This is a genomic window from Williamsoniiplasma somnilux (assembly GCF_002804005.1).
GTDB classification, from domain to species: domain Bacteria; phylum Bacillota_I; class Bacilli_A; order Mycoplasmatales; family Mycoplasmataceae; genus Williamsoniiplasma; species Williamsoniiplasma somnilux.
The window spans coordinates 563,299-588,982 of record NZ_CP024965.1 but is presented as its reverse complement, the minus strand read 5'-3'; the positions used below and the strand labels follow the sequence as shown (position 1 = coordinate 588,982).

General features: G+C 25.9%; 23 protein-coding genes. 22 read left to right on the top strand and 1 reads right to left on the bottom strand.

Annotation, left to right across the window (positions count from 1 at the left end):
- Positions 1 to 23 precede the first annotated feature (23 nt).
- The 5 genes from ESOMN_RS03860 to ESOMN_RS02560 all read left to right on the top strand — a co-directional run bounded on the left by ESOMN_RS03860 (position 24) and on the right by ESOMN_RS02560 (position 4,276).
- On the top strand, positions 24 to 740 hold the full coding sequence (locus ESOMN_RS03860; protein WP_024863403.1) for a hypothetical protein: 717 nt from the start codon (positions 24 to 26) through the stop codon (positions 738 to 740).
- Positions 741 to 743: 3 nt separating this feature from the next.
- Positions 744 to 2,510, top strand: coding sequence for an excinuclease ABC subunit UvrC (uvrC, locus tag ESOMN_RS02575; protein WP_024863402.1), 1,767 nt, complete (start codon positions 744 to 746; stop codon positions 2,508 to 2,510).
- Positions 2,511 to 2,536: 26 nt separating this feature from the next.
- A complete protein-coding gene (gene greA / locus ESOMN_RS02570) occupies positions 2,537 to 3,004 on the top strand; it encodes a transcription elongation factor GreA (RefSeq protein ID WP_024863401.1) in 468 nt (155 codons plus the stop codon).
- A gap of 47 nt (positions 3,005 to 3,051) precedes the next feature.
- A complete protein-coding gene (gene rsmI, locus ESOMN_RS02565) occupies positions 3,052 to 3,942 on the top strand; it encodes a 16S rRNA (cytidine(1402)-2'-O)-methyltransferase (protein WP_024863400.1) in 891 nt (296 codons plus the stop codon).
- Between the two features lie 85 nt (positions 3,943 to 4,027).
- On the top strand, positions 4,028 to 4,276 hold the full coding sequence (locus ESOMN_RS02560; RefSeq protein ID WP_156920189.1) for a hypothetical protein: 249 nt from the start codon (positions 4,028 to 4,030) through the stop codon (positions 4,274 to 4,276).
- Between the two features lie 234 nt (positions 4,277 to 4,510).
- On the opposite strand, the gene ESOMN_RS02555 is transcribed toward ESOMN_RS02560, so the two are convergent.
- Positions 4,511 to 5,242 (bottom strand): hypothetical protein, encoded by a 732-nt coding sequence (locus ESOMN_RS02555; protein WP_024863398.1) that lies wholly within the window; start codon positions 5,240 to 5,242, stop codon positions 4,511 to 4,513.
- 232 nt (positions 5,243 to 5,474) lie between these two features.
- On the opposite strand from ESOMN_RS02555, the gene rplU reads away from it, so the two are divergent.
- The 17 genes from rplU (at position 5,475) to frr (ending at position 25,668) form a co-directional block, all read left to right on the top strand.
- On the top strand, positions 5,475 to 5,777 hold the full coding sequence (rplU, locus tag ESOMN_RS02550) for a 50S ribosomal protein L21 (RefSeq protein WP_024863397.1): 303 nt from the start codon (positions 5,475 to 5,477) through the stop codon (positions 5,775 to 5,777).
- Between the two features lie 6 nt (positions 5,778 to 5,783).
- On the top strand, positions 5,784 to 6,098 hold the full coding sequence (locus ESOMN_RS02545; RefSeq protein WP_024863396.1) for a ribosomal-processing cysteine protease Prp: 315 nt from the start codon (positions 5,784 to 5,786) through the stop codon (positions 6,096 to 6,098).
- 2 nt (positions 6,099 to 6,100) lie between these two features.
- Positions 6,101 to 6,391 carry a 50S ribosomal protein L27 gene (gene rpmA, locus ESOMN_RS02540; protein WP_024863395.1) on the top strand — a complete coding sequence of 97 codons (291 nt, stop codon included), beginning with the start codon at positions 6,101 to 6,103 and terminating at the stop codon, positions 6,389 to 6,391.
- A gap of 170 nt (positions 6,392 to 6,561) precedes the next feature.
- Positions 6,562 to 7,488 (top strand): J domain-containing protein, encoded by a 927-nt coding sequence (locus ESOMN_RS03855; RefSeq protein ID WP_024863394.1) that lies wholly within the window; start codon positions 6,562 to 6,564, stop codon positions 7,486 to 7,488.
- A gap of 18 nt (positions 7,489 to 7,506) precedes the next feature.
- On the top strand, positions 7,507 to 8,850 hold the full coding sequence (locus ESOMN_RS02530; RefSeq protein WP_024863393.1) for a Sapep family Mn(2+)-dependent dipeptidase: 1,344 nt from the start codon (positions 7,507 to 7,509) through the stop codon (positions 8,848 to 8,850).
- Positions 8,851 to 9,204: 354 nt separating this feature from the next.
- On the top strand, positions 9,205 to 9,978 hold the full coding sequence (gene rpsB / locus ESOMN_RS02525; RefSeq protein WP_024863392.1) for a 30S ribosomal protein S2: 774 nt from the start codon (positions 9,205 to 9,207) through the stop codon (positions 9,976 to 9,978).
- A 19-nt stretch (positions 9,979 to 9,997) separates the two neighbouring features.
- Complete coding sequence (tsf, locus tag ESOMN_RS02520) at positions 9,998 to 10,894, top strand: translation elongation factor Ts (RefSeq protein ID WP_024863391.1); 897 nt, start codon at positions 9,998 to 10,000, stop codon at positions 10,892 to 10,894.
- Between the two features lie 2 nt (positions 10,895 to 10,896).
- Positions 10,897 to 11,544, top strand: coding sequence for a hypothetical protein (locus ESOMN_RS02515; protein ID WP_024863390.1), 648 nt, complete (start codon positions 10,897 to 10,899; stop codon positions 11,542 to 11,544).
- A gap of 871 nt (positions 11,545 to 12,415) precedes the next feature.
- Positions 12,416 to 15,139, top strand: a complete 2,724-nt coding sequence (locus ESOMN_RS02510; RefSeq protein WP_024863389.1) for an ATP-binding cassette domain-containing protein — start codon at positions 12,416 to 12,418, stop codon at positions 15,137 to 15,139.
- A 15-nt stretch (positions 15,140 to 15,154) separates the two neighbouring features.
- A complete protein-coding gene (locus ESOMN_RS02505; RefSeq protein ID WP_024863388.1) occupies positions 15,155 to 17,014 on the top strand; it encodes a hypothetical protein in 1,860 nt (619 codons plus the stop codon).
- Positions 17,015 to 17,196: 182 nt separating this feature from the next.
- Positions 17,197 to 18,864: an ABC transporter permease gene (locus ESOMN_RS02500; RefSeq protein WP_232673597.1), complete on the top strand. Its 1,668-nt coding sequence runs from the start codon at positions 17,197 to 17,199 to the stop codon at positions 18,862 to 18,864.
- A gap of 31 nt (positions 18,865 to 18,895) precedes the next feature.
- On the top strand, positions 18,896 to 20,875 hold the full coding sequence (locus tag ESOMN_RS03850; RefSeq protein WP_024863386.1) for a lipoprotein: 1,980 nt from the start codon (positions 18,896 to 18,898) through the stop codon (positions 20,873 to 20,875).
- Between the two features lie 4 nt (positions 20,876 to 20,879).
- Complete coding sequence (locus ESOMN_RS02490) at positions 20,880 to 22,466, top strand: hypothetical protein (protein WP_024863385.1); 1,587 nt, start codon at positions 20,880 to 20,882, stop codon at positions 22,464 to 22,466.
- Between the two features lie 19 nt (positions 22,467 to 22,485).
- Positions 22,486 to 22,722, top strand: coding sequence for a hypothetical protein (locus ESOMN_RS02485; protein ID WP_024863384.1), 237 nt, complete (start codon positions 22,486 to 22,488; stop codon positions 22,720 to 22,722).
- 76 nt (positions 22,723 to 22,798) lie between these two features.
- Positions 22,799 to 23,716 (top strand): hypothetical protein, encoded by a 918-nt coding sequence (locus ESOMN_RS02480; RefSeq protein ID WP_024863383.1) that lies wholly within the window; start codon positions 22,799 to 22,801, stop codon positions 23,714 to 23,716.
- 668 nt (positions 23,717 to 24,384) lie between these two features.
- The gene (pyrH, locus tag ESOMN_RS02475) at positions 24,385 to 25,098 is read left to right on the top strand and encodes a UMP kinase (RefSeq protein WP_024863382.1); all 714 of its coding nucleotides are present in this window, start codon (positions 24,385 to 24,387) and stop codon (positions 25,096 to 25,098) included.
- A 21-nt stretch (positions 25,099 to 25,119) separates the two neighbouring features.
- Positions 25,120 to 25,668: a ribosome recycling factor gene (frr, locus tag ESOMN_RS02470; RefSeq protein WP_024863381.1), complete on the top strand. Its 549-nt coding sequence runs from the start codon at positions 25,120 to 25,122 to the stop codon at positions 25,666 to 25,668.
- Positions 25,669 to 25,684 lie beyond the last annotated feature (16 nt).

The window sequence follows — 25,684 nt, the reverse complement described above, 5'->3', positions numbered from 1 at the left end:
TAATAATAAGTAGCGGAGTATTTATGCAAGAAAAACAAAAATTAAAACAAATTTTGGATTCACAAATGGCTAAAGTGTTAAATCGCTTTTGATATTCTTTGGTATTAATTACAATACCCTTATTAGTGCTTGTTGTAAATTTTGTTTCGCTATTCACTAATTTTGTTGGTAACGATAATGAAATTATTATTTTAATTTTTTATTTGGTTATTCCTATACTTTTCGCTTTGATTGAAAACATTATAAAAAATCTAATTGCGTATAGACAATTTTATAAAATAAATAACTTTCTTAAAAATTTTAATACTAAGTCATTTGAACTATTACAAACTAAAACTCAATATTATTTATTTAATAATCATTATAAAACTATTAATACTTTATTAGGTATTGTTGTTGAAAACCCAAACTTTAAGTCTCAAACTAACTTAAAATCTTTAAAATCTTTAAATATTAAATGAGCATTAATGAGTTTGCTTATATTGATTTATGCTCCAGTTTTATTTGTTGCTGAAATAGTTTATTTTAAAAATTTCGACGCATCTAATTGAGCGATTATTTTTGGACTTATTACAATGATTTTGATTTGACTATTTCTTTTTATATGGATGATACCAAGACAAATAGAGTTTAATATTAAATTAATTAAATATAAGAAAAATATAATAAATGAAGCAGAATTTTGTTTTCGTAAACCATTATTTAACTTAAAATCAATTAGTGAAAAATTAGAGGAGTAAATTATGAATATTATAGAAAAAGTTAAAAATTTGCCCTCTAAACCAGGATGTTATATTTACTATAATAAAGATAAAAAAGTTATTTATATTGGTAAAGCTAAAAATTTAAATAAAAGAGTATCATCATATTTTAATCGTGTTCATAATATCAAAACTACAAGACTAGTTCGCGAAATTGCTGATTTAGATTTTTTTATAGTCAATAACGAAAGAGAATCTTTACTTTTAGAAGAAAATTTAATTAAAAAATATCGCCCGCGTTTCAATATTTTATTAAACGATGATAAAGCTTACCCATATATAGTTGTAACCAATGAAAAAGATCCTGAATATAAATATGTAAGAAAATTTGATAAAAAAGCTTTAAGAAGTTTTGGACCACTACCAATAGGTAGTTCAGCTAGAGAAATTATGACTGTGCTACAAAGAACGTTTCCACTCAGAAGGTGCAAAGGAAATTTAGGCTCTCCATGTTTATATTTTCATATTAATCAATGTTCTGGTGCTTGTTTTAAAGTTGTTGATCCACTTTTTTACAAAAAACAAATAAAACATATTGACAAATTTTTTAAAGGTGACACTAAAGAAGTAATAGCTGTTTTAGAGTCGAAAATGCAAAAAGCTGCTGATAATCTTCAATTTGAAGAAGCTCAAAGAATCAGAGATTCGTTAAAGGGTCTTCAATTAGCGCTTGCTAAAAATGATGTCGATTTAGATGATAATTTAGATAGAGATATTATTGCTTACATGACTTTAGAAAATACAATATCTATCGTAACTTTGTTTTATCGAGCGGGGAAACTATTGTTCAAAGATGAAACTATTAGTGAATATCATGGACAAGATTTAAGTGATGTAATTTCTTTGTATATTAATCAAATTTATCAAAAAAACATGATTCCTAAACAAATAATTATTCCAGAAATTGTTGATTTTGAATTTTTAAAACCAGAAGTTCTAAAAGTTGCGACAAAACCCATTAAAAAGAACGAAATAAATTTATGAAAATTAGCACAAATAAATGCTCAAGAAGCAATTGTTCAAAATAGTTTAAAAACACAAACAGTTAATAATAACTATGAAAAAATATTACATGAATTACAAAATTTATTAAAAATCGAAACTTACCCTTATCATATTGAAATGTTTGATATTTCAAACATTGCCAATGAGTTTGTTACTGGTAGTTGTGTTGTTTATAAAGGAGGAAAACCTTCGATTAAAGAATTTAGAAAATACAATATTGAAATCGAAGACCAGGGCGATTCTGCGAGATTAGAAAATATGATTTATAGAAGATTTCAAAAAGCATTGATTGAAAAGCGAGATGCCCCTGATTTAATAATTATGGATGGTGGAATTATTCAAATTCATAGTGCTAAAAAGATTTTAGAAAGTTTATCTTTAGATAATATTCCTGTAATTGGGTTAGTTAAAGATGATAAACATAAAACTTCTCATTTAATTGGACCAAAAGAAGAAAAAATTAATCTAATTAAAAATACTCCTTTATTTAATTTTTTATCAGCTATTCAGATAAGGGTTGATAATTACGCTAAAAGTGGATTTAGAAAAAAACAAAACCAAGCTTTTTTACATAATGATTTAGAAAAAATTAAAGGTTTAGGAAAAAAGAAAATTCAAGAACTATTTAAAAAATATGATTCCATTAATCAAATGAAAAATAGTGATTTTAACAATTTAAACAAGATAATTAAAAATAAGCACACAACTAATTTATTGTTGGAATATTTAAATAGTAAGGTATAATTAAAAAGTTAAAAAGGAGACTTATTATGGATGAAAAAATAATTTTAACCAAACAAGGTTTAGAAGAAAAGAAAGCAGAATTAAAAAATTTAATCGAAGTTGTACGTCCACAAGTTATTGAAGAGTTGGTTGAAGCTCGTAACCAAGGAGATTTATCAGAAAATGCTGATTATGATGCCGCAAGAAATCGTCAAGCAGAATTAGAAGCAAAAATTCAAGAAATTGAAGCTATGATTTCTAAAGCAGAAATAATTGATGGTAAATCAAAAAACGGAGAAATTAAAATTGGTTCAACTATTGAATATATTGAAGGAAAGAAAACAACAATTAAAACTATTAAAATTGTTGGAGCTGTTGAAGCAAATCCCTTTGATGGTTTAGTTTCTAACGAATCGCCAATTGCTAAAGCTATTTTAGGTCATTTTGCTGGTGAAACATTAGAAATAAGAAATATTGAATCTCCTTATAAAATTACAATCAAAACAGTAAAATAAAAAAACCCAATTTAATATGGGTTTTTTGTTACTTATGAAAGGTTTATATGATTATTCAAAAAACTTTTAAAAACAATTTACCTACCATTTATTTGGTCGGGACTCCAATCGGAAATCTTGAAGACTTTAGTTTTCGTGCTGTTAGTATATTGCAAAATGTAGATTTTATTTGTTGTGAAGACACTCGCACCAGTGGTAATTTATTAAATAAATATAATATTAAATCTAAATTAATATCTTTGCATAAATTCAATGAACAACAAAGGATTAAAGAAATTGTTGATTTGTTATTGGCAGGAAAAAACATTGCCCTAATTTCTGATGCAGGAGCTCCGGTTATTTCTGATCCAGGTGCACATTTCATTTCTCAACTTAGAAATGAAAATATAAATTTTAACGTTTCTGCTATTAATGTTGGCCCTGCATATATTCATGCTATTGTTGCTTCAGGATTTAATAATAAAGAAAATTATTTTCATGGTTTTATCGAAGCAAAAAATGGTGTTAATAAATATAAAGAAATTGCTCAAATTATTAGCAAATATAATAGTTCAGCAATTGTAGCCATTTATGAATCTGTTCATAGAATCAAAGATACTGTCAATCATCTTAATCAAATCCTTTTATCTACGCAAAAACTTTTAATAGCTCGTGAATTAACTAAAATTAATGAAGAATTCATTATTGGGACAATTGGCGAAATTAATGATTATTTGAATTCTTCTGAGTTTATAGAAAAAGGTGAATTCGTGATTGTTGTTGACAAACATTTAAAAGAGATTGAAACCCTAAGTGACCAACAAATTGCTTCAAAGGTTCAAGAATATGTTGATAACGGTTTTAAAACTAAACAAGCTGTAGAAATAACTAGCAATATAGTTAATAAAAATAAAAATGAAATTTATAATCTTTATTTAAAATTTTATAAAAAATTCTAATCTAAATAGGGGTGATAAAATCAAAAGTTTATCCTTAAAAGAGACACAACAAATTAAAGGCGGAACAAACATTAGCGGTTCTTTATTGGATGGAGTTGCAAATATAATTGATTCAGTAACAAATCTCATAACAGGAGTCGGCGGGATGTTTTATGCTTTTTTAGAAGAAAGCGATAACCATATTAAGTCAGATATAAATTTTGGCAAAAATGTTTCAATTTCTTGAGATGATTCAGCTATTTTAAAAAGCAACAATAACATTGTTTATTCTGATATTAATAATTATGTTAATTCTGAAATTGAAAATTCTATTCACACAAATCCCTTTTATTAATTAAAACCAAAAAAGCAAAACTATTTTTTTGATAGTTTTGCTTTTTCTTGTTTTTTTCAAACTGAATAATTGTATGTATTTGAAGTAACTAAATAAATTGTAATGATTGCAATTGAAGCAATAATCAATCAAGCCCATCCGGGTAAACCCATTAAGTTAGTGGCATGAATATTGAAAAAGAAATAAGGATATCTAGTAGCGCCAGGTTTTAGATCTTGAGCTCTAAACTCACCCCTAATTAAAACAGCTGCCGACCGAATATATAACCAAAAGCATCGGACCAGCAAATCATTTTCTTTTTGCATATTCTTTTGGAGCGAATTGCACTTTCATGGGGTTAATTCAAATTTGATAAATTATAAAAATTCATGGGAATATGATATGTAAAACAACTCCTGAAACGATATCTAAAAAAGTAATATTAATATCTCCTTGATTTACATTTCCAAAAAAATATGTAGGCACTAACAAAAAAGTAAAAATTACAGATGTTATTGTAATAAAAGTAGTAACTACTAAACTTCAGTTATATGTTAAAAAACGATAATCTTTAGAATTTAATTTAGGATAAATTTTGCTTGAAGACAAAGCTAATAATCATATTCCCACTAAAATATTTGAATCATGAGTAAAATAGCTAAATCAATAAAAAATGTAACTACCAATATTTGCCATTGCAGTAATTGTTTCTGATTCTTTATTAACACCAATAATTATTCAAGAAGCATAATCTTGATTGTAAATCGTTTTATCTGTTAAATGAGCCATAATTTGTGCTGTAGTTAAACTGTCTAAATCCTGTTCATTAATTCATTGCCTAATATTTATTTGAATTTCTATTATTTCTAAAATTGCTAAAATTATTTTTAAAAATAAAAAAGCAAAAATAGCCAATCCTAAAAGTGCTTCAAACCAAAAATGCCAATCTTTTATTCAGCCTTTTGTATAATTTTTAATTTTGAACATATTTTTTATCCTTTATTTCATTAATTAAATTAATTTTAACTCTTTTTTAACGCGAAAAATAAAAACCTTAAAATATCCTGTTTATATATTGTTTTTAGTTAATAAAACAAGTAATATCAATATGTTGAAAACCTGACGGCTTCAACCGCTCTTAAATTTTTTCAGTATGTTCCTAAGTAGAATTTTGAACTCTCACATACAAAGGCGAGTCTAAACAGAAAGGAAAAATAAAATGTTCGCAATTATTAAAACTGGTGGTAAACAACTTAAAGTTGAACCAGGACAAGAAATCTTTATTGAATTGTTAGAAGGTGAAGCTAACGATGTGATCACTTTTGATGAAGTGTTAATGATCGACGGTACTATTGGAACTCCAACTATTAAAGGGGCAAAAGTTACTGCTACAATTATCAAACATGGTAAAGATAAAAAAATTCGTGTTGTAAGATACCACCCTAAGAAAAACGTTAATAAAGTTTATGGTCACAGACAACCATATACAAAAGTTAAAATTAATGAAATTTTAGCAAAATAGTTTATTATGGTAAAAATAGTTTTTACTATCAAGGATAAAAAATATCAAAAATTAGAAATGAGCGGTCACGCTAATGCTGGAGATTATGGTCATGATCTTGTATGTGCAGGATTAACAGCAATTGTTACTGGAGCTATGAATAATTTTGATATCAATTACCAAACTGCAATTGATATTGCAGTCACAGACAATTACATAACTATTGAAGTTAAGGATTTAAAAAACAATGACTTACAATTGTTAATGCAAATGTTAAAAGTGCAATTGGAAACAATTGCAATTCAATATCCAAAAAACGCAAAATTAAAGGAGGTACATTAAGTATGAAATTCTTATTAGGTTTACAGTTATTTGCTTCTAAAAAAGGAGTAGGATCAACTAAAAACGGTAGAGATTCTGAATCTAAACGTTTAGGTGCCAAAAAAGCTGATGGTCAATTTACTAATGCAGGTTCAATTATCTTTAGACAACGTGGAACTAAAATTCATCCAGGTGAAAATGTTGGACGTGGTGGAGATGATACATTATTCGCATTAGTATCAGGAATCGTTAAATATGAAAGATTTGGTAAAAATCGTACAAGAGTAAAAATCGTTACTCAAGAAGCTAAATAAATATTAAAGACTGAATTTTATAAAAGGGATCAATTTTGATTCCTTTTTATTTACTTTTTGCTTTTAAATTAAAAACAATTTTTAGAAATTATGATTCAAATTAAAATATAATTGAAAAAACAAAATTTAATTGAATATGGTATATTAGTTAAAAAGATAGGTGTAATTTAATGGGAATTCTTGAAATAGTTATTATATCTTTGGTTATCTTTTTTCTTTTGAGTGGTTTTTCAGGAACAACATTTATAAGACGCCGAAACAGTGGCGCTAATAATAGTAGAGGCGGAGCTACAAATGCAGCAAATGCTTTTGAAAACAACAAAAGAATATGGCAACACAATACTTATAAAGCGATTAAAATTCCGTACTATCAATTTACTGAATTTTATAATGAGTTTCCCTTTTTTAGCGATTATGAAGAGACTAGAAAATATTTAACCAATCAAGGTTTATCTAGAGAAAAGATTAATACAACAATTGACGCTTTAAATAGTTATGAAAGTGTTCTGCTTCGTAAATGAGAACAGGAGCAACAAAAACTATTAAAATCATTTGATGCTTCGATGTTAGGAACAAGTCCTCAAGCAATTGCTTTTTTACTAAGTGTTTATAACGTTTGATTAAATGAATTTAAAGAAATCATTATTGACGAATTTATTAATAAAGTTGTAGTAGCGCGAATTGGTGCGGATTTAAACCATGATCCAAGAACGATTCTTAGTGTCACTTCATTTGAAAATTACATTACTGCAACCATGAATGAATTAAATAATAAAATAGGTTCTATTACTGATCAAATAATTACGCAAATGTTTCAAGAACTGGAAAACCAACATAATTATGGTCAAGAAAATGCTTATTCTAATCAAAACAATCATCAACAAACTAATTATGTTCACGAATTAGATGAAGTTGAAAATTCTTATAAAACTTTACAACTAAATCGTAATTGTACAGATGATGATTTAAAAAAACAATATCGAAAATTAGCAATGAAATATCATCCCGATAAAAATAAATCAGAAAGTGCAAAATCTAAAATGTCAGAAATAAATGCAGCATATGATTTAATCAAAAAAATTAGAGATATAAAATAATTAAAAGAGGATTTTAATATGAAAATTAATGAGCAAGACTTATTAGAGAACTATTTTCCGGAAGCTTATCAAGAAACAAAACAATTATTATCAATACCTTCTTATAAGCAAGAAACTCAACCTAAAATGCCTTTTGGTAAAGGTGTTAAAGATGTTTTAGATTATGCAATTAAATTAGGGGATAAATTAGGGTTTAAAACTTACCAAGATTCTGAAAATCGTTATGGATTTTTGGAATATGGAGAAGGTGATGAATTGTTTGTTATTCTTTGTCATCTAGATGTAGTTCCCCCAGGAAACATTGAAGAATGAGTAACCGATCCGTTTACTCCAATTGAAAAAGATGGTAAATTAATTGGTCGTGGTTCATTTGACGATAAAGGGCCGACGATGATGAATTTATATGCTTTAAAGTATTTAAAGGATAATAACTTTAAACCAAAATATAAAATTAGAATGATATTTGGTTTAGCGGAAGAAACTACATGAGAATCAATAAAAGCTTACATCGCTGATTTTGGAGTTGCTAAATTTGGTTATGTTCCTGATGGTGAATTTCCGGTCGTTTGTGCTGAGAAATGAATTATTAATTTAGATATTATTTCTGAAATTCCTTCCGAATTTGAAATAAATGGTGGAGAAACTTATAACGTTATTGCAGATTATGTTTCTTATAAAGGCCCTAAGGAAAAAGATATTGTTAATTATTTAAATAAAAATAATATTTATACCGAATATAAAAATAATCTTTTATTTGTTAAAGGCAAATCAGGTCACGGCTCTTTGCCGTGAGTTGGTGTTAATGCTGCCACTTGATTAGCAAAAGCAATGTTTGAAAATGGTGTTCACCACCCAAGCACAGATTTCCTTGCAAAACATGTTCATTTAAATTGAAATCTTTCAAAAATTTTTGGAAATCTTGAAGATGAAACTGGGGATTTGACTCAAAATTTAGGAAAAATAAAAATTACCAAACACAAACAAATAATGTCTTTCAATTATCGAATTCCCGTGTTTACAAAACCTGAAAATTTTCTTAAAAAGCTTGAATTATTTTTGAAAAAAAATGATTTAGACATTTGCATTGAAAGAATCAAGGATTCTGTTTATGTTCCTAAAGAGTCAAAAGTTATTAAAAATATTATGAAAGTTTATCGTGAAGTCACTGGTGATTTAAAATCACAACCTTTAGCCATTGGTGGAGGTACATATGCTAAAGCTATGCCTGGAATTGTAGCATTCGGTGCAGAATTCGATATCAACGAATCGACAATGCATGCTTATAATGAATATGTAAAAATTGATGATCTTAAAAAAATGATTGAAATCTATGCAAAAGCAATTGTTTTGTTAACAAAATAAATAATTATTTATAATTTAATAGAATCCTTTAATTTGCGAATTAGTAATATAAAAATTTTTAATTACAATTTATTTAATCGAATTATGCCAATGTTGTTAAACACGAAAATTTTAAATTTAGATTTCAAATTCGATCAAATGACATTTCCAAATTTCTAAGATAGTTTAATCCATTTTCTTAACAACCCAACTATTAAATTGGGTTGTTTTTTGTTAGAATAAAATTGTTAATATTTTTTTAAAATAATTAATACACTTTAAGGAATTCAAGAACCTAGTGCTCAAATTAAATTAAACGAGTGGTTATTGTTCGAACTTATAGGAAGCATAACAAATAAAAAAAAGGAGAGAGAAATGTTAAAAGAATTAACAAGAGATGAATTATCTCAAGCTGGAGTTCAATACGGACACCAAACCAAAAGATGAAACCCAAAAATGGCTCCGTTCATTTTTGGATCAAAAAATAAAAATCACATAATTGATTTAGAAAAAACAATGACTCAATTAGATATTGCAAGAAATTTAATTGCTAACATTGCAAAAAGAGATGGAAAAATTTTATTTGTTGGGACAAAGAGAACTGCTAAATTAGCAGTTAAAGAAGCTGCAATGCGTTCTGGAAATTTTTATGTAAATAATCGTTGATTAGGTGGAACATTAACAAATTTAAAAACTATTTCATCAAGAATTAAATATTTATGAGAAATTGAAAAAGAAGAAGCTGACGGAAGACTATCATTAAGAACTAAAAAAGAACAAATTTTAATTTTAAAAGAAAAAGAAAAATTAGAATTTGTTCTAGGTGGAATTAAACAAATGCGTAAAGTTCCAAGTGTTCTATTTGTAGTTGATCCTCAACAAGAGGAAATCGCTGTTTTAGAAGCAAGAAAGTTAGGTATTCCTGTAATTGGAATTTGTGATACTAACATTGACCCAGATATGGTTGATATTGCTATTCCAGCAAATGATGACATTATGGAATCAGTGAATTTAATAATTAACAACATGATTGAAGCATATGCTGATTCAGCAGGGATTAAAATGGCACCTTCTTCACTAAAAACCGTTGCTCCTAAAAAAGAAGCATTCGTGTCAAGAGAAGATAACAGTAACAGAGAAAAAAATTAAGAAAAGGAGATATAAATTTATGGCAGTAGACGCAAAATTAATTAAAGAATTAAGAGATACAACTCAAGCAGGAATGATGGATTGTAAAAAAGCGCTAGAAGCTACGAACGGAAACATTGATGAAGCAATTGTTTGGTTGCGTGAAAATGGTTTAGCAAAAGCTGCTAAAAAATCTGATCGTGTTGCTGCAGAAGGCGTAACATTTGCCAAAGATAATAATGATTATGCTGTTATTTTAGAAGTTAACTCAGAAACTGACTTTGTTGCAAAAAACAATGATTTTCTAGTGTTAATTGAAGAAATTGCTGATGCTTTATTAAATGCAAATGTAAAAACTTTAGAAGAAGCTCATGATGTTCACACAAATAAAGGTATTTCAATCAAAGATGCATTAATTCATGCAACAGCAACAATTGGTGAAAAAATTGAATTACGTCGTTTTGAATTGGTGAAAAAATCAGCAAACACAACAACAACTTTTTACAACCACGCTAATAAACGAGTTTCAGTAATGTTGCAATTTGAAGGTGTAATGGATAAAAGTGATGCTTACAATGTTGCAATGCATGTTGCTGCAATGGCTCCAAAATATAAATCAGTTAACGAAATTCCTTCTGAGTTTTCTGAAGCAGAGTTTCACATTATTAAAGAAAATGCTAAAGATGATGAAAAATTACAAGGTAAACCAGCTAATGTTTTAGAAGGAATTTTAAAAGGTAAATTATCGAAACGTTTAGCAGAAGTTAACTTATTAGACCAAGGTTTTGTAGTTGATGAAAAATTTAAAGTTGGAGAGTTCTTGAAATCAAAAAACGTGTCATTAAAAGAAATGATTCGTTTTGAAGTTGGCGAAGGTATTGAAAAAATTGTTGCTGATTTCGCAGCAGAAGTAGCTGCTCAAGTAGCAGGTAATTAATTATGAATTTAAATTTTTTTGTAGGTTTTGGACCTAATGGTCAATTAGGAACTAATTTTGGTGAACCTAATGTGCAAGTAATGCTTGTTGGAGTAATTTTAGCGATTGTTTGAGGAATTCTTTCGGGAATGTTTGCATATTATCTTTATAAATTTATAAAATCTGAATATAAAGCTAGAATCATTGGGATACCATTCATTTCAATAATTTCAATATTATCAACATTATTACTAATTGATTGAATTCTTATTGTTGTTTTTTATAGTGAAGCACTAAATATTTTTGGTGCAAAAGGACCTGATACAGCATTTAAAGTCATAATATCTTTAGCTGCTATTGGATTTGTCGATTTATTATCAATGGTTATTTTAATGTGATTCTTTATTTCAAAATTTGGAATTGTTATGGATGACTCACAAATTCAATTTTTAGGGGAATCAATTGCTTATGACAAAATTAGCAAAGTTATTTTAGATGAAAGCAAATCAGCAGTTTACATTTTCTATTCTCAAGGCAAAAGATCTAAAAAAAGACAAAAATTCAAAACAACATCTGTAAGTGGACAATTTATAATTAAAAATATTTCCTTATCTGGAAAAGAATTATCAAAAGGAAATGCAGACGAATATTTCAAAAATATGGAAGTTTAGAACAAGCTTAGGCTTGTTTTTTTATGGTTTTTAATTTTTTTCAATATAACAATACATTTTAAATAAGTAATTTTCTAATATAAAGACTTTAAATAGATAACACTTTTTAAAATAAATTAGTTTATCTTTTAGATAAAAATATTAATTAAATAGCTAAAACTAATTACCTTTTTTATAGACAAAAATAAAGTATTAAATTGCACTTTTAGTTTTTTATATTTATCGGACTTAACAATTGAAGATTGAATAACTTTTGTAAAAAGAAGTAAAAAACTGAATAAATTTTTATTAAACAACACATTGCGTTGAATGAAAAAATAAAGTCATAGGTTTCATAAATATTGAAATTGATTTTAAATAAATACTTATTAACTTTTGTCAATCATATTAGTTATGCATTTACACATAATTTTAAAAAACAAAAAATAATTGTTGAAATGTCAAGATAAACATTATTAATTTGCAAAAAACATAAGGATTTAATTATTTGTTTAAATTTAGTACCATAAAAGGTTAACTTAAATAATAATTGGTTTTTGAAAATTGAATATAAAAATTTTTAAATAATTTTTTTAATTATTAATAGAAAAACATCATTTAATAATAAATATTTTATTATAACTACATTTATTTTATTTATGATGATTGCTTTTTTTGATAAAGCATATCATAAACTACTTTATTAACACTTATTTTGTAACGTTTGTGATTTTTTATTAATATATTTTTAATTAAAAAATCAATGTTTTTTAATCAAATTTAGAAAAAACCTTGTTTTTTTTTTTTTTTTGTGACAATCAACTCAAGATTTTGGAAAATTAACTTCAAAATCAAATGAAAAAATTTTAAAAATGACATAGGAGAAAACAAAGTGGAAAAAAATGCTTTCAAATCAAAGCAAATTATGCTTGAAAAGCATAATAACAATGCTGTGATAGTAGACCATTTTCATAAAAAATTTAAAGATGTAAATATAGGCCCTCTTTCTTTTAATATAGAAAAAGGAAAAATTACAGCCTTATTAGGAAGCAGTGGATCTGGTAAGAGTGTATTTTTAAACTCATTACTTGGAGCTACTCTAAATTATGAAGGAAATATCTATATTGATGGTAAAGAACGTAAAAAAAGTAATTCAATTGAAAATAACTCTAAAGTAGGTTTTTACTCTCAAATGGATTTTTCACTGTATTCAATTACAGCTTATGACTTTTTATACAACATGTGTAATGTTATGGGTTTAAATAAAACATTAATTAAATCAAGAATTGAATATTGATTGAAAAAATTTGACTTATGAACATCTAAAGATAAACCTTTAAATGCATTTTCGTGAGGAATGAAAAACAGAATGAATTTAATATTGTGTTTCATTAAAGAACCAGAAATTCTTATTTTAGATGAACCTGGTGCTAATTTAGATTCAAAATGAAGAGGAGAATCTTACAAAATATTAAAAGAATTTAAAGAAAAATTTAATAGTACAATTATATTGACTGTTCATAACATTGATGAAGTCTACAACATAATTGAAAATTTTGTAATTTTAGAAAAGGGAAAATTGTTATTTTCTGGGTCAGAAGAGGAATTAAACTTATACAAAAAAATAAATGTTTCATTTGAAAAAGATGTTGTACTAGCAGAGGTTGAAAAACTTTTGAATCAACATAATATTTTGACATTTAATTGTGATCTAGGTTTAAATTCTTTAGTTATTGGTTTGAATAAACAACAAAATTTTAATGATGCTTTAGATATTTTAGAAAAAAATCATATGCAACCTAAGGATGTAGTACCGCAAGTTATCAACATGGATTCAATCAAAAAAGCGTTAGAAGATAAAGAAACACCTTACAAGCCAAAATACGAACCTCTAGAAGAATTTGCAATTGATAGTTCTGATGCTTCACTTGGTATAGACAAGGCATTAAATTTCTTAAACAAAATAGAAGATAAATACAAAAATATTTTAAACTTAAACAAATATGATATAAAAGTTGCTTTATCAAATAATTTAGTGTTAATAAGTGATGATTCTGCTAAGACATCAATAACCAATTCTGATCCATTAGTTTTAAGTGACACAAGCAATACAAGTCAGGATGTTTTAACAGAATCTGAAATTAATACAATTAAAACAGATTTTTTTGATAAAGTGCAAGAACTTAAAAATTTAAAAGCTGAAATAAATCAAATTGTTGCTGAACAAAAAACTGAAATTAATTTAAATATTGATGATTTACAAAATTATTTTGAAAAGGTTAAACTAGAATCTGAAATTATTCACGAAGCTAAAAAAACGTTTGAAGATCAAACGGCTAATTTAAAAGTGCTTTTACAACAAACTGAATCTGAAACTGAAGCTTTAGAATTTAAAAAAACTGATTTACAAATTAAAATTGACGAGTTAAAAGCATTGCAAGATGAAATTAGTCTAGCTTCAGCTAGTGAATATGAACAGTTCGATTTAATAAAAGCTGAATTTTCAACTAAACTTGATGATTTAAAAACCTATATTGAAAAATCAGAAAATTCATTAACTAATGAAATGCAATCAAAAATGAATGAATTTAAAGAGTTCGAAAATCAATTTAAAGACTTGGTTGCTGTTCAACGGGAAATCATTCAAGATGAAATTAAAGAATTCAAAAGTTATCTAACTCAAATACAAATTGAATCCGATGAAATCAATAGTTCAAGAAGTAATTTAGATAAGGATTTAAGTGCTTTAAAACAAAGCAATGAAGAATTTTTAACTAAAGTTGATTTAGAAAATGAACAAGTTGAAAATCAAAAATTTGAATTAAATGCAAAAATTAATGAATTAAAAAAGCTGCAAGAAGAAATCGCTGTAGCAACAATTGCTGAATACAAAGAAATTGATTCTATTAAAGCTGATTTTACCAATAAACTTTTAGATTTAAAAAATTATATTGAAAACATCAGTGAAGAAACAAAAATTATTCAAGAATCTAAAACTGAATATTTAGAAAAAATAAAAGAATTTAAAGAATACCATGATGAATTTAATAAGACAGCTAGTGTAGAAAAAGAAACAATTAAGAATAGTTTGTTTGAGCTAAAAGAATTTATGTCACAAATTCAAATTGAAGCTAGTGAAATTAACACTTTCAAAAACGGCATGGCTACAAAAAAAGTTAATTTAACTAACGAAGATTCATCAAGTATTAAACCATCTAACTTAGAAATAATAAAATTAAAAGAGGAAATAGAGAAACTTAAATTCGAAATGAGTGAACAACAGAATATAAAAAAATATTATGGTGCTTCACAAGGTTTGCATAATGGTTTTGTCGAACATAACATGCAACAACAAATGTGACAACAAAATATTGCTTCATTAAAAGATCAAGAATTAGAAAAAATTAAGTCTGATTTAAATAAAGAGAAAGAATATTTTGAGCAATTAAGAAAAGAAATGGCTTTTGAAAAAGAAATGAATCAAAAGTTAGCGAAATTTGATAGTGAAATGAAACAACGCGAAAATATTTTAGAGCTTGAAAGAATTAGACGTGAAATTCAAGAAGAAAAAAGCAAATTAAATGAAATATTGTTAATACAAAAATTTAACAAATAAAATTCCATGAGTAAAATGTTAAAAAAAATCTTACCAATATTTTCTACTTTTAGTTTAGCAGCGGGTTTAATAACTACTGCTTGTGGTCAAAAACCTGCAGAATATAAACAAGAGTATAAACCAATTTATAACTATTATGTTTTGAGTCAATCTTTTGAACAAGAAGTAGAAGCAAAATTTCATAATGAATTATTGGAAAAACAAAATGAAATTATTTACATTGATGAAACGAGTGAACAAAGTCAAAATTATGGATTTTTTACTCAAGCAAATTTAGAAGAAATAAAAAAGCGTAAAGAAAATGAAAGTGTTAATTCAAATTATGATCTTTTATCTCAAAGAGAAAAAGATACTTTAATTAATGATTTAAACAAAGTTACAAAAGCTAGTCAACTGGAAAAAAGTATTTTAAATTCAATGTCAAGTGAATTGCTTTTTTATTCAAGCATTTTAGATTTGAAAAATGATGAATTTTGATTTAATGGAATTTCTTATGATTTTAGTAACATAGATTTTGGCTATTTAAGTTTTGATAATGAAAATAAAAACTATATAGCAAATGTTAATCTAGATTTAGTTTTTTCATATCAGTACACTGACATAAACAGTAATGTAATTAACAAAAAATATCAAGAAGACATTGTTATTACAATTTCAAATCAAAATGACATAATTAATAATTTAAAGTTTGCAACTAGTCAGCTTAGAGATAACCTTGTTAAAGATAAGTTTAAATGAGCTTGGTTTGATGCTTATGATCTTAGAATTAGTGATTATGCAAAATTGTTTAATTTAAAAAATAGTGATTTTGAAGAACTTTTTAAATTTGATAAATTTGAACAAAATTTCTTAAACTATATTTCTGAACATAATTCAAATACTACTAAAAAAAGCCAAAGTTATAATTTTGCTTTTAAAAAAGAAAATAGATTTAAAAATTTTAGATTTATTGATCAAATTAATAACTTTAATGTACGCGACAACAAGTATGGTGCGAAAACACTATTGATTGATGATTCATTTTCAACAACTAACAAAACTAATATTAATTTATTTAAAACTATTTTTAGTCAACTATTATCTGATGATCAAATCGTTTTAGAAAATAAATTAGTTAAAGGAAATAAAGACATTTATACATATCTAAGCAATGAATATCTAGATTGAGTAAATAGTTTTCAAACTAAAATTAAAGACAAATTTGCAATCAATTCTAATTCAATAGTTAGTTATGGAGAGATTACTTTAAATAATTTTAGCTTGTACTTTGATGATTTTAATTATTATCATCCAATTAGTCCAATTTCATATTATGTAGCAATATCTGCTAATAATTTAAATGACACTTATTTAACTCAAAACAATGTAGTTCAAACAAAAACACTTTTTGCTAGCCAAGACCCTATTTTTAAAGCACTTTATCAAAATACAATAAATGCTTTGGAAGGTTTTTACCAAGCATATGCAATAACTAAAACATCATGAACATCTTTTTCAGATAATCAACCATTAGTTAGTTTTACAAATTCTAACATTTGAGAAATAAAAAACGCTCTTAATGGTAGAAGTATTTCTGATGTCAATGCTGCGTTAAGTTTGCTTAATCAAAGTTTGACTTCTTCAACAGAATCAGAGCGGCAAACTTTCTTAAATAAAACAAATACATCATCTTTTCATTTTCAATTTAATAATTACTCGGTATTAGAAAACATTCCAATAATTGACATCAGTAATAACCAGCTTATTTTTAAAAAATTTAAAGAGGGTATCAGCAATCTTTCAATTGATTTTGATTTATCATTTTTAAACCTAAGTTTTGTAATCAAATCAGATAAATTTTATTGATTTGAAAGAACTTTAATTGAATCAATTTAATTAACACAATTTCCATTGAAAGGAGGTGATTTAATACGGTAGAAGAAAATTATGAAAAAAAGAAACCAAACTCTTTACAAAACTTTATAAAAGACAAACTTATTAAATACAAAAGAATCCCCTTTATCAAGTTAATGAAATTTAGTTTTAAAAGTTTGTTGAAAGAGCGGTTGTTTTATATCTTGAATTTATCAACTATTGTTGTTTCAATTATTGTCGGAATTATATTAGCATTTGCAAAATCAGGAAGTACACAAGTTGTTATATTTAACTTTTATATTTTATTTTTTGTGTGCTGTTTAATGTTTGTGTTCATTTTAAGAATGATCCAGTTTTTCTTTAATAAAAACTTTGAAGATAAAACAACTTATATTGTTTTAACCAATCAAGTAAGTAGAACAAAATTTTTTATAGCACAATATTTACTAATCATTATAATATGTGTGACAAATATTTTAATAAGCTTTCTTATTATTAATTTATTTTATGCTACATTTACATTATTTAAATATGATATTTTTATTTTAAGAATGACATCAATGTATGTATTATATTGTTTGCTTGCGACATTCTTTTTGATTAACTTTATTACATTTTTAATATTTATGTTTACACTGCAAACTACAACTATTATTTGTACATTATTGCTTGCTTTGTCATTTATAGCAAATATTCCTATGTCTTTTATTAAGGCAAATGAAAAAAGTTATAATATTCAATTTGAAAATGGACAAATATTTAAATTAAATGATATTTATGATGCATACACATTAAATAATAATATTAGTAAAGGCAATCTTAAGTATCCTGATCTATCAAAATATGTTTATGATTATTTTATTACTAATAAAATGACTCAAGACGACTTTTCATCAAGTAAGAATATTAACTTAAGAACAAAGATGTGAAGTGATTTAGGCTTAATTAATACTGCTCCTGTGGTATTTACAGAAACAAATTTAAAGTTATTTTCTAAGCCTTTAAGAGATAAAACTGTGCCTGAATCATGACAAAAAGGTGACGAGTTTAATATTCAACTAACACTTAATAATACCTTTATATCTGAGTCAGCTTTAGACACTTTAATCGCTAAAACAACTAACCAAAAGATTTTAAAAATATTAAAAGATTTTAGAAACTTTAGTAATGATATAAAAATTTATTTTAAAAATAATTTGCAATATGAAAAATACGATTTATTTTACGATTTTTTATTTTTAGATTCAGGAATTGATATTAGTTATCTAGAAAAACTGAATCCTTCTGCTCAAGAAATAGAGCAGCAATGAATAAAATATGCATTAAAAAAACAAGATGTTAAATCTTTTTATGAATATGCAATCTTGGGGCAAAACTCTGATGGTTTTAGATTTTCAAACGCAAATAATTTAGTAAAAGATCAATTAAATTTTAATTTAATGTACACAGCAAGAATTATTGAACAGTATTTTATTAAATATTCAAGCAATTATATAATTATGTCTTCAACACCAGTGGCAAAATCATCAGCTGATTGAAATAGTTACACTAAAGGTCGTAAAAATATGCGATTCTTATCCTATTTTAACTTATATAGTGGGTTGTGAATGGTTTATACTGGTAACTTAGGATTTTATTATGATGATATATGGTTTAGTCCAAGTTCAGATTCTAAAATTTATTTAGAAGATCAAAAAAATCTTTTTTTAGGATATCCTGAATATGATTTAAAAATATCTTCTACTAATATGATTGAAAAAGATACAACAGCAAATTATGTCAAGCCATGATATTATTTGGCAATTTTATTTAGCATAAGTTTAATAAGCTTTTTAATAGCTTTATACAAATTTAGAAAATTTGATTTTTAAAATAAAATCAAAATTTATAGAAGGAAGAAATATGAAAAAATTATTATCAATATTAGGTGTTGTTGGATTAACAGCAACAGCCGGAGCAACAGTAATTTCATGTGGTGATAAGGGTGGTGATGAGAATCCAACAAATCCAGATCAAGGAAAAGATGAAATTAGAGAATTAATTAAAAAACTTGAAAGTGAAGTAAAATCTAAATTTACCAGCATTGTTCAAACACCAATGGTGTCAAGAAGTACCTTATTAGATACAGAAGCTGCAACTAATGGGTTTACTTTTTTTCAAAAAGATAATTTAAGTGAAATTTATAAAAATGCTAGTAATGGAACTACACCCGAGGTTACAACACGCAGTGATGGAGAGTTTCCACCAGTTCCATTTTATGATATTTTAACCGAAGATCAACAAAAGGCCTTGAAAGGTAATGTTGAATCATTACTAAGTCCAACAAAAGCAATGGCTAATTTAAAAAATTCAATCTCTGCTTCAACTTACCAAGTGATAATTGGTACATTCGGTTCAAAATGAATTGATGATTTAACATTTAATTATGCAAATTCTGAATTGCAATATTCAGCACTAGAAGGTGAAAGTTTTGTTTCTAACATTAGATTAGGTTATTCTTCTAAATACAAATATTTAGATGCTGAAAACCAAACAATCAGTAAAACATTAACTGGTGACATAGTAGTAACTATATCTGATGATAAAGATATAGTAGTTGCAATTGACTCAGTGCAAACAAAGCTAGCTGGTGAAATGTTAAAAGAAGGAAATGAAAAATTATGAGTAGATTATAATGATCTTAAAACATATGACACTAATTTAACAACTCAGGACTTATTATCGGCATCAACTAATACATATAAAAAAGCAGTGGAAGGATTTAATCAAGCTTTTGCTCAGGATTTAACAAAAACAATTAAAACTAAGTATTTCACAAATACTGAATCTGCATTATTAAATGCTGTTACTGTAAGTTATTATGATTCTGAAATGATTAGAGATAATAATAATATAAATAAAATGGGTATGATTCAGATTCCTACATTTGATGCAGCTACTGATTGAACAGCATGGAATACTTATTTCGGAAAAATTAAAGCCGATTCTCAAATAACATTAGAGGGTCAAAGAAAAAGTGGAGATAAAAAATTGTATGACGATTTATTAAATTCTTGAACAAAAACTGTAGATGAATATGGAAAAAGTTTTGAAACTGACTACCTTGAAAAGACAAATGGCATAGAAATTGAACAAAATGAAAAAGTACCTAACTTATTGAAGTTATCAGTTACAAATGAACAATTACAAATTAAAGGCTTACAATTTTCATTAGCTAATGGTTATAGTCAAAGACTAAGTGATATATCATTTACTTATTCAATTTCAATGGATAATGACAAAACTGCTACAGCAGAAACAACTGATGCAGAAAATTCATCAATTTTTGCTGCTTATTATAATGGAATTGAAGAAATGTTAAAAGCTTTTCATGAATTTTATGGAATTAAAGAAAGCGATGTTTGATTAAACGAATCAGCATCCAGCGGACAAAGCCGAATGAAATTTTTAATGAGCGGAGCAACTGGTGTTAAAACTCAAGATGGCAAAGATTTTAATATTTGAGATTATTGAACAAATTTAGAAGAAAATGATAATCCATTTAATTCAAAGACAAATCAAGAATATAGTAATGCTTATAGTTTAGAAAGTACAGTTGAAGCACGTCAAATTAAAGAAGAACATTTAATTTCTAAAATGAAAGGAATTGATACTTTTAGAATAATACAAAATAAAACTAAAACTGTTCAGGCGGCAATTGTTTCAGATGATTATACTGGTCCTGGTGGAGATAAATTATCAAAAGGACTTACTTTCCGAGCTAATGGTGGTAATCACAATCTAGGTTTTGGTATTACTACTAACTTATTAAAAATCAACTTTGTAAGAGATCAATTTTCTTGAGTTTCTAGTGGTACATATACATTAATAGGAAAAATTTAATTAAATGAAAAAATTGCTATTAGTGTTGTCAAGTTTAATTGTTACAAGTTCAGCATCAACCGTTGTTATCTCATGTGGTGATAAAGTAGTTGAAAAACAAAACATTGAATCAGTTGAAAGATTTTTAAATGCCATTATACATAGTAAAAAAGATGATCAAAACCCTTGAACTAACGAAGCATTAGAAATAGAACTTGTTAATCAAAAAATTGATGTTACGGGTGGAATAACCGTTAATGCTAGTGATGTAATTGAAGAAGGTGTAACAACTAACAAACAACAAAGTATTGAGCTTATCGGTAATGGTAATTCTAAAAATAACTATAAATATTCTGGCAGTATTACATTAATTTATAATTTTGGCGGAAATAAACCTGCTCCAAAGAAAAAAATTACTAAACAAGAATTAGAAACTACTGTTGCAGGTTTGCAAAACTTTTTAGATACAATTTATTACAAAAGTGAAAGTGTTGTTAGAAATACATTTGTTGCAAATGCTAAAATTCCAGGCACACCTGCAGAAGGGGTTGCTTTTAACAAAATTAAAGTTGAAATATTAAAAGCGAATAAAGCATTGGAACCACAATTTACATACTTTAAAATAACAGGAATGATTGGCATTAAAAATAATGACTCTGACTATTATGAATTTAATTCAGATGTTACTGATGAAGATAAAACATTCTCATGCACTGGAACAATTGTTGATCCTATTATTATTGAAAACGATGTTCTAACGGAAAGTAAAGAAGCAATAAACAAATGAATAAAAGACAGAAATTTTAATGATTTTAATGATTTTAAAAATCAACTTTTGACTCAACAACAAAACGTCTTAGGAAATAAAGCAATTTTAATTGATACCATTTCTAATTTACAAATTAGTGATTCAACAGCAAATATGAACTCTATTTATTGAACAAATGAAGTAAGTGTTATTTTAAAAGCAGAGAGTGGATATGAATTTTCACAAGAAATAATTGAACAAAAACTTAATGAAATTAAAACGAGTGTTGAAATTTTAAAAATTCAATCTAAAGCTTTACAATGGTATGTTTTAACTGAAAACAACAATAATAAACACATTGAACCACAATTTATTCAATTCAGTGCAAATAATAATACTTCAAAAGTTCAAAAAAATTATTTATCTAATAAAAAAATTACTCAAGATTGAAATGTAGAAACTATAAAAGAGCAACAAAAAGCATTTGTAGAAAGCTTAGCTATTTTTACAGGCGATGATAAAGACGAGAAAATAAATAAATTTATAAATAGTGAGTATTTTAGAAACTCAACTTCATTTAACTATGGTTCTACTACAAGCGAAAGTTTATTTAAAGTTGATGAAGTTTTATTCTTCGATAAAAATCAAGATAACTTAAATGAAAATCTTGAAAGCGTTTTAGGGCAAACAAAATCATTAAGTGGTTTTGTTGATTCAAGTCAGGCAATGACTAGATCAACAATTAAAAATACGCAAAACACAAGTTATTATGTAGTGTTTTTAACAAAAGGCAACGACGACTTATATACAGCTGCAAATAGAACATTGAATGTTTTACTTCAACAAATTACTGTAGTTGATTAAAATAGAAAGGTAAAAAATTATGACAGAACAAATTAAAAAATTTTTTAGTGGTCATGATGTAGAATCTAATTTAGAAGATTTAATTAAATTTAAAAAGCAATTAAACAAAAATTTAATGCTTGAAATTAGTAATAATAAAAATTTATTTAAATTAGGTGAATTTAGAGTTTCTATATCAGATGCAGAAATGATCAACTCACAATTAAACAAATTAATTAATGATTTAGAAGATATTATAAATCGAATAAATTTATAATAAAAAGTTAAAAATAACTTGAACTTAAACCTTTCTTTTATGTAAAGAAGGGTTTTTATATTAAGAAAGGATACTAATGGAAAAACAACAAAAAACAAACAACAAAAAAGAAGTGTTAAAAAAAGCAAAAATTAATAAAGTAAAAATTGGTTTAATATGTGCTGTAGTAGCAATAATAGTTGCATTCTTTTTAATAAAAATTGTAAATGCAATCGTAAATAAATGAAGTATTTTAGAAGCATTTAAAACTATTGGAATAACTCCTCCAACAAACTTGAATTTGTCCAACATAATTGATTACATAGCCAATATTATTTTGTTAATTGTTTTGCCTATTTTAGTACTTACTTGAATTGTTCTAGTTATTAAGTTCAAACAAAAAATAACATTAAAACAAGCACAAGCATCCGAAAATACAAATATTAATCCTGATGTTTTAGAAATTGAAAATCCTGATGCTGATATTTATCCTTATCAAGAAGAAGACAAAACATTTTTTGAAGAAATTAATGATGAAAGTGATAACGAGTTGACTTTCTTGCAACAAAGAGCAAAATCAGATGGTTCAATTTTAATCAAAGAAAATTTAAGTGAATTAGTTAAAAATGCTTATAAAATTAAAAACTATGCTATTTTAAACAACATAGATGTTGAAGATGTCGTTTTAGATGAAATGACTAAAAAAGAATTAATTCTTTTTATGAAAAAAATAGGTGATAAATTAAAAAAAGTTGAATATCAAAAGCTTAATTTTCAAGATCTTTCCGCAAAAGAAACAAGCGAAATTATAAAAAATAATGATGATGTCCAATTCAACAAAAAAAAGCCAGCTAAAAATGTTGATAACGTAAATAAAGCTGAAATAAACAAAAAAAAGCCAGCTAAAAATGTTGATAAAGCAAATGAAGTTAAAATAAACAAAAAAAAGCCTATAGTAAGAAAAAAGAAAGTTTCTAAAAAATTACCAAAAAAAATTGAATTAAAAGAAGATTAAAATGAAAATGTTCTTTTTTTAGTAATAGAAAATAATTTAAGAAAAATAAGAACCAGTAAAAATATATACTTAAAAATACAAATTAAAACTTCACAAATTAAAAACTGAAAGTGTAACACTTTTAAATGAATGTCTTGCAAAATTTTGAACTACAAATTAGTTTAAAATTTTGCAAGACATTTTATTCATTTTTTATTCAATAAAAAAAGATTTTTAAATTTTTTAATAATTTTTATTTTTTTAAAAATACCAATAATAATACCAGATTTATTTTTTTAAAAGATGCGTTATTTTGTTAAGCATTTATTAATCATTCTCATTCTCATTTTTTATAAGTCAAATAAAATTATTAGAAATGCCAGATTTTGTAAATGTTTAAAAAATTATTTTTTAAACATAATATTTTAAGTAACATAAATTAAAAATTAATATAAATATATAAGATATAGATATATAGCAAAAACTCAATTTAACAGAAATATTAAATTAGATTATCAAGAGTATTTTGCATGTATACAAAAATAGACTACACTTATATCTAAGTTAATTAACAAATAAAAAATTTGGACATTTCCAATTTTTTATGCCCCCAAACTTTTGTTTACTTTCTAAATTTATATAATAATTATGTTTTAAGTTATAATTTGAATAAGTATTAAAGGAGTTTTATGGGTTTAAAATACAAAACTGCATTATTAAAATTGAGTGGTGAAGCTTTGAGGTCTGAAGAAGATATCTATTCAAAAGATTTATTAGAAAATGTTGCAAAACAAATTATTGAGTTGTCAACTCAAGGTGCACGATTAGGAATTGTTGTTGGGGGCGGAAATATTTGAAGAGGTAAGTTGGCCTCCACATTAGAATTACCTCAGATTAATGCTGATTATATGGGTATGATGGCAACCGTTATGAATGGTTTAGCTTTAGAAGCAACTCTTCAAAGATTAGATTATAAAAAAGTAATTGTTTATTCAGCTTTAGAAATTCGTACTGTAACAAAATCTTATAGTTTTAAAGAAGCAAGAAACAAATTAGATGAAGGTTATATTTTAATTTTTACAGGTGGAACTGGATATGCTCATTTCACAACAGACACTGGAGCTACTATTAGAGCTATAGAAATTGGCGCAGATGTCTTGTTAATGGCTAAAAATGGTGTTGCAGGAGTTTATGATTCGGACCCAAAAATAAATCCTCATGCAAAAATGATTGAACATATATCATATTTAGAAATGACTAAAAAGAATTTACAGGTGATGGATCAAACCGCTGTTACTTTAGCAAGAGATGGCAAAATGAAAATTGAAGTTTTTGATATGCAAGGCGAAAACAATATTGTTAAAGTAATGAATGGAAAGTTAAATTCGACAATAATAGAATAATTTAGAAAAGGATACTTTAAGATGATAGAGCAAATTTTACAACTAACAGAATCTGATATGAAAAAAACGATAAATGCTTGAAAAGAATATGCAACAACAATTAGAACAGGGAGAGCTAACGTTTCGATTTTGGATAAAGTTATGGTTAACTTCTATGGAACACCAACGCCAATTAGTCAAACATCACAAATCAACACTCCAGAACCACAGTTGATAACTATCAAACCATATGATAGATCACAAATAAGCGAAATTGTTGGAGGCATAAATAAAGCGGGATTAGGTTTAAACCCAATTGCTGATGCAGAAATTATTAGAATTAATATTCCCCCATTAACACAAGAAATTAGAAAAGAATTAGCAAAAAAAGTAAACAAAGAGTTAGAAGTTTTTAAAATCAGAATTAGAAACGAAAGACGCAATGCTATTGACAGTGCTAAAAAAAATAAAGATATTTCTGAAGATCTTGTAAAAGATGTTGAGAAACAAATTCAAACACTAACAGACAAATATACAAAGGAGCTTGATGATTTAGCAAAAGCAAAAGAAAAAGAATTAATGACTATTTAGTTGTTAAGTGAAATAA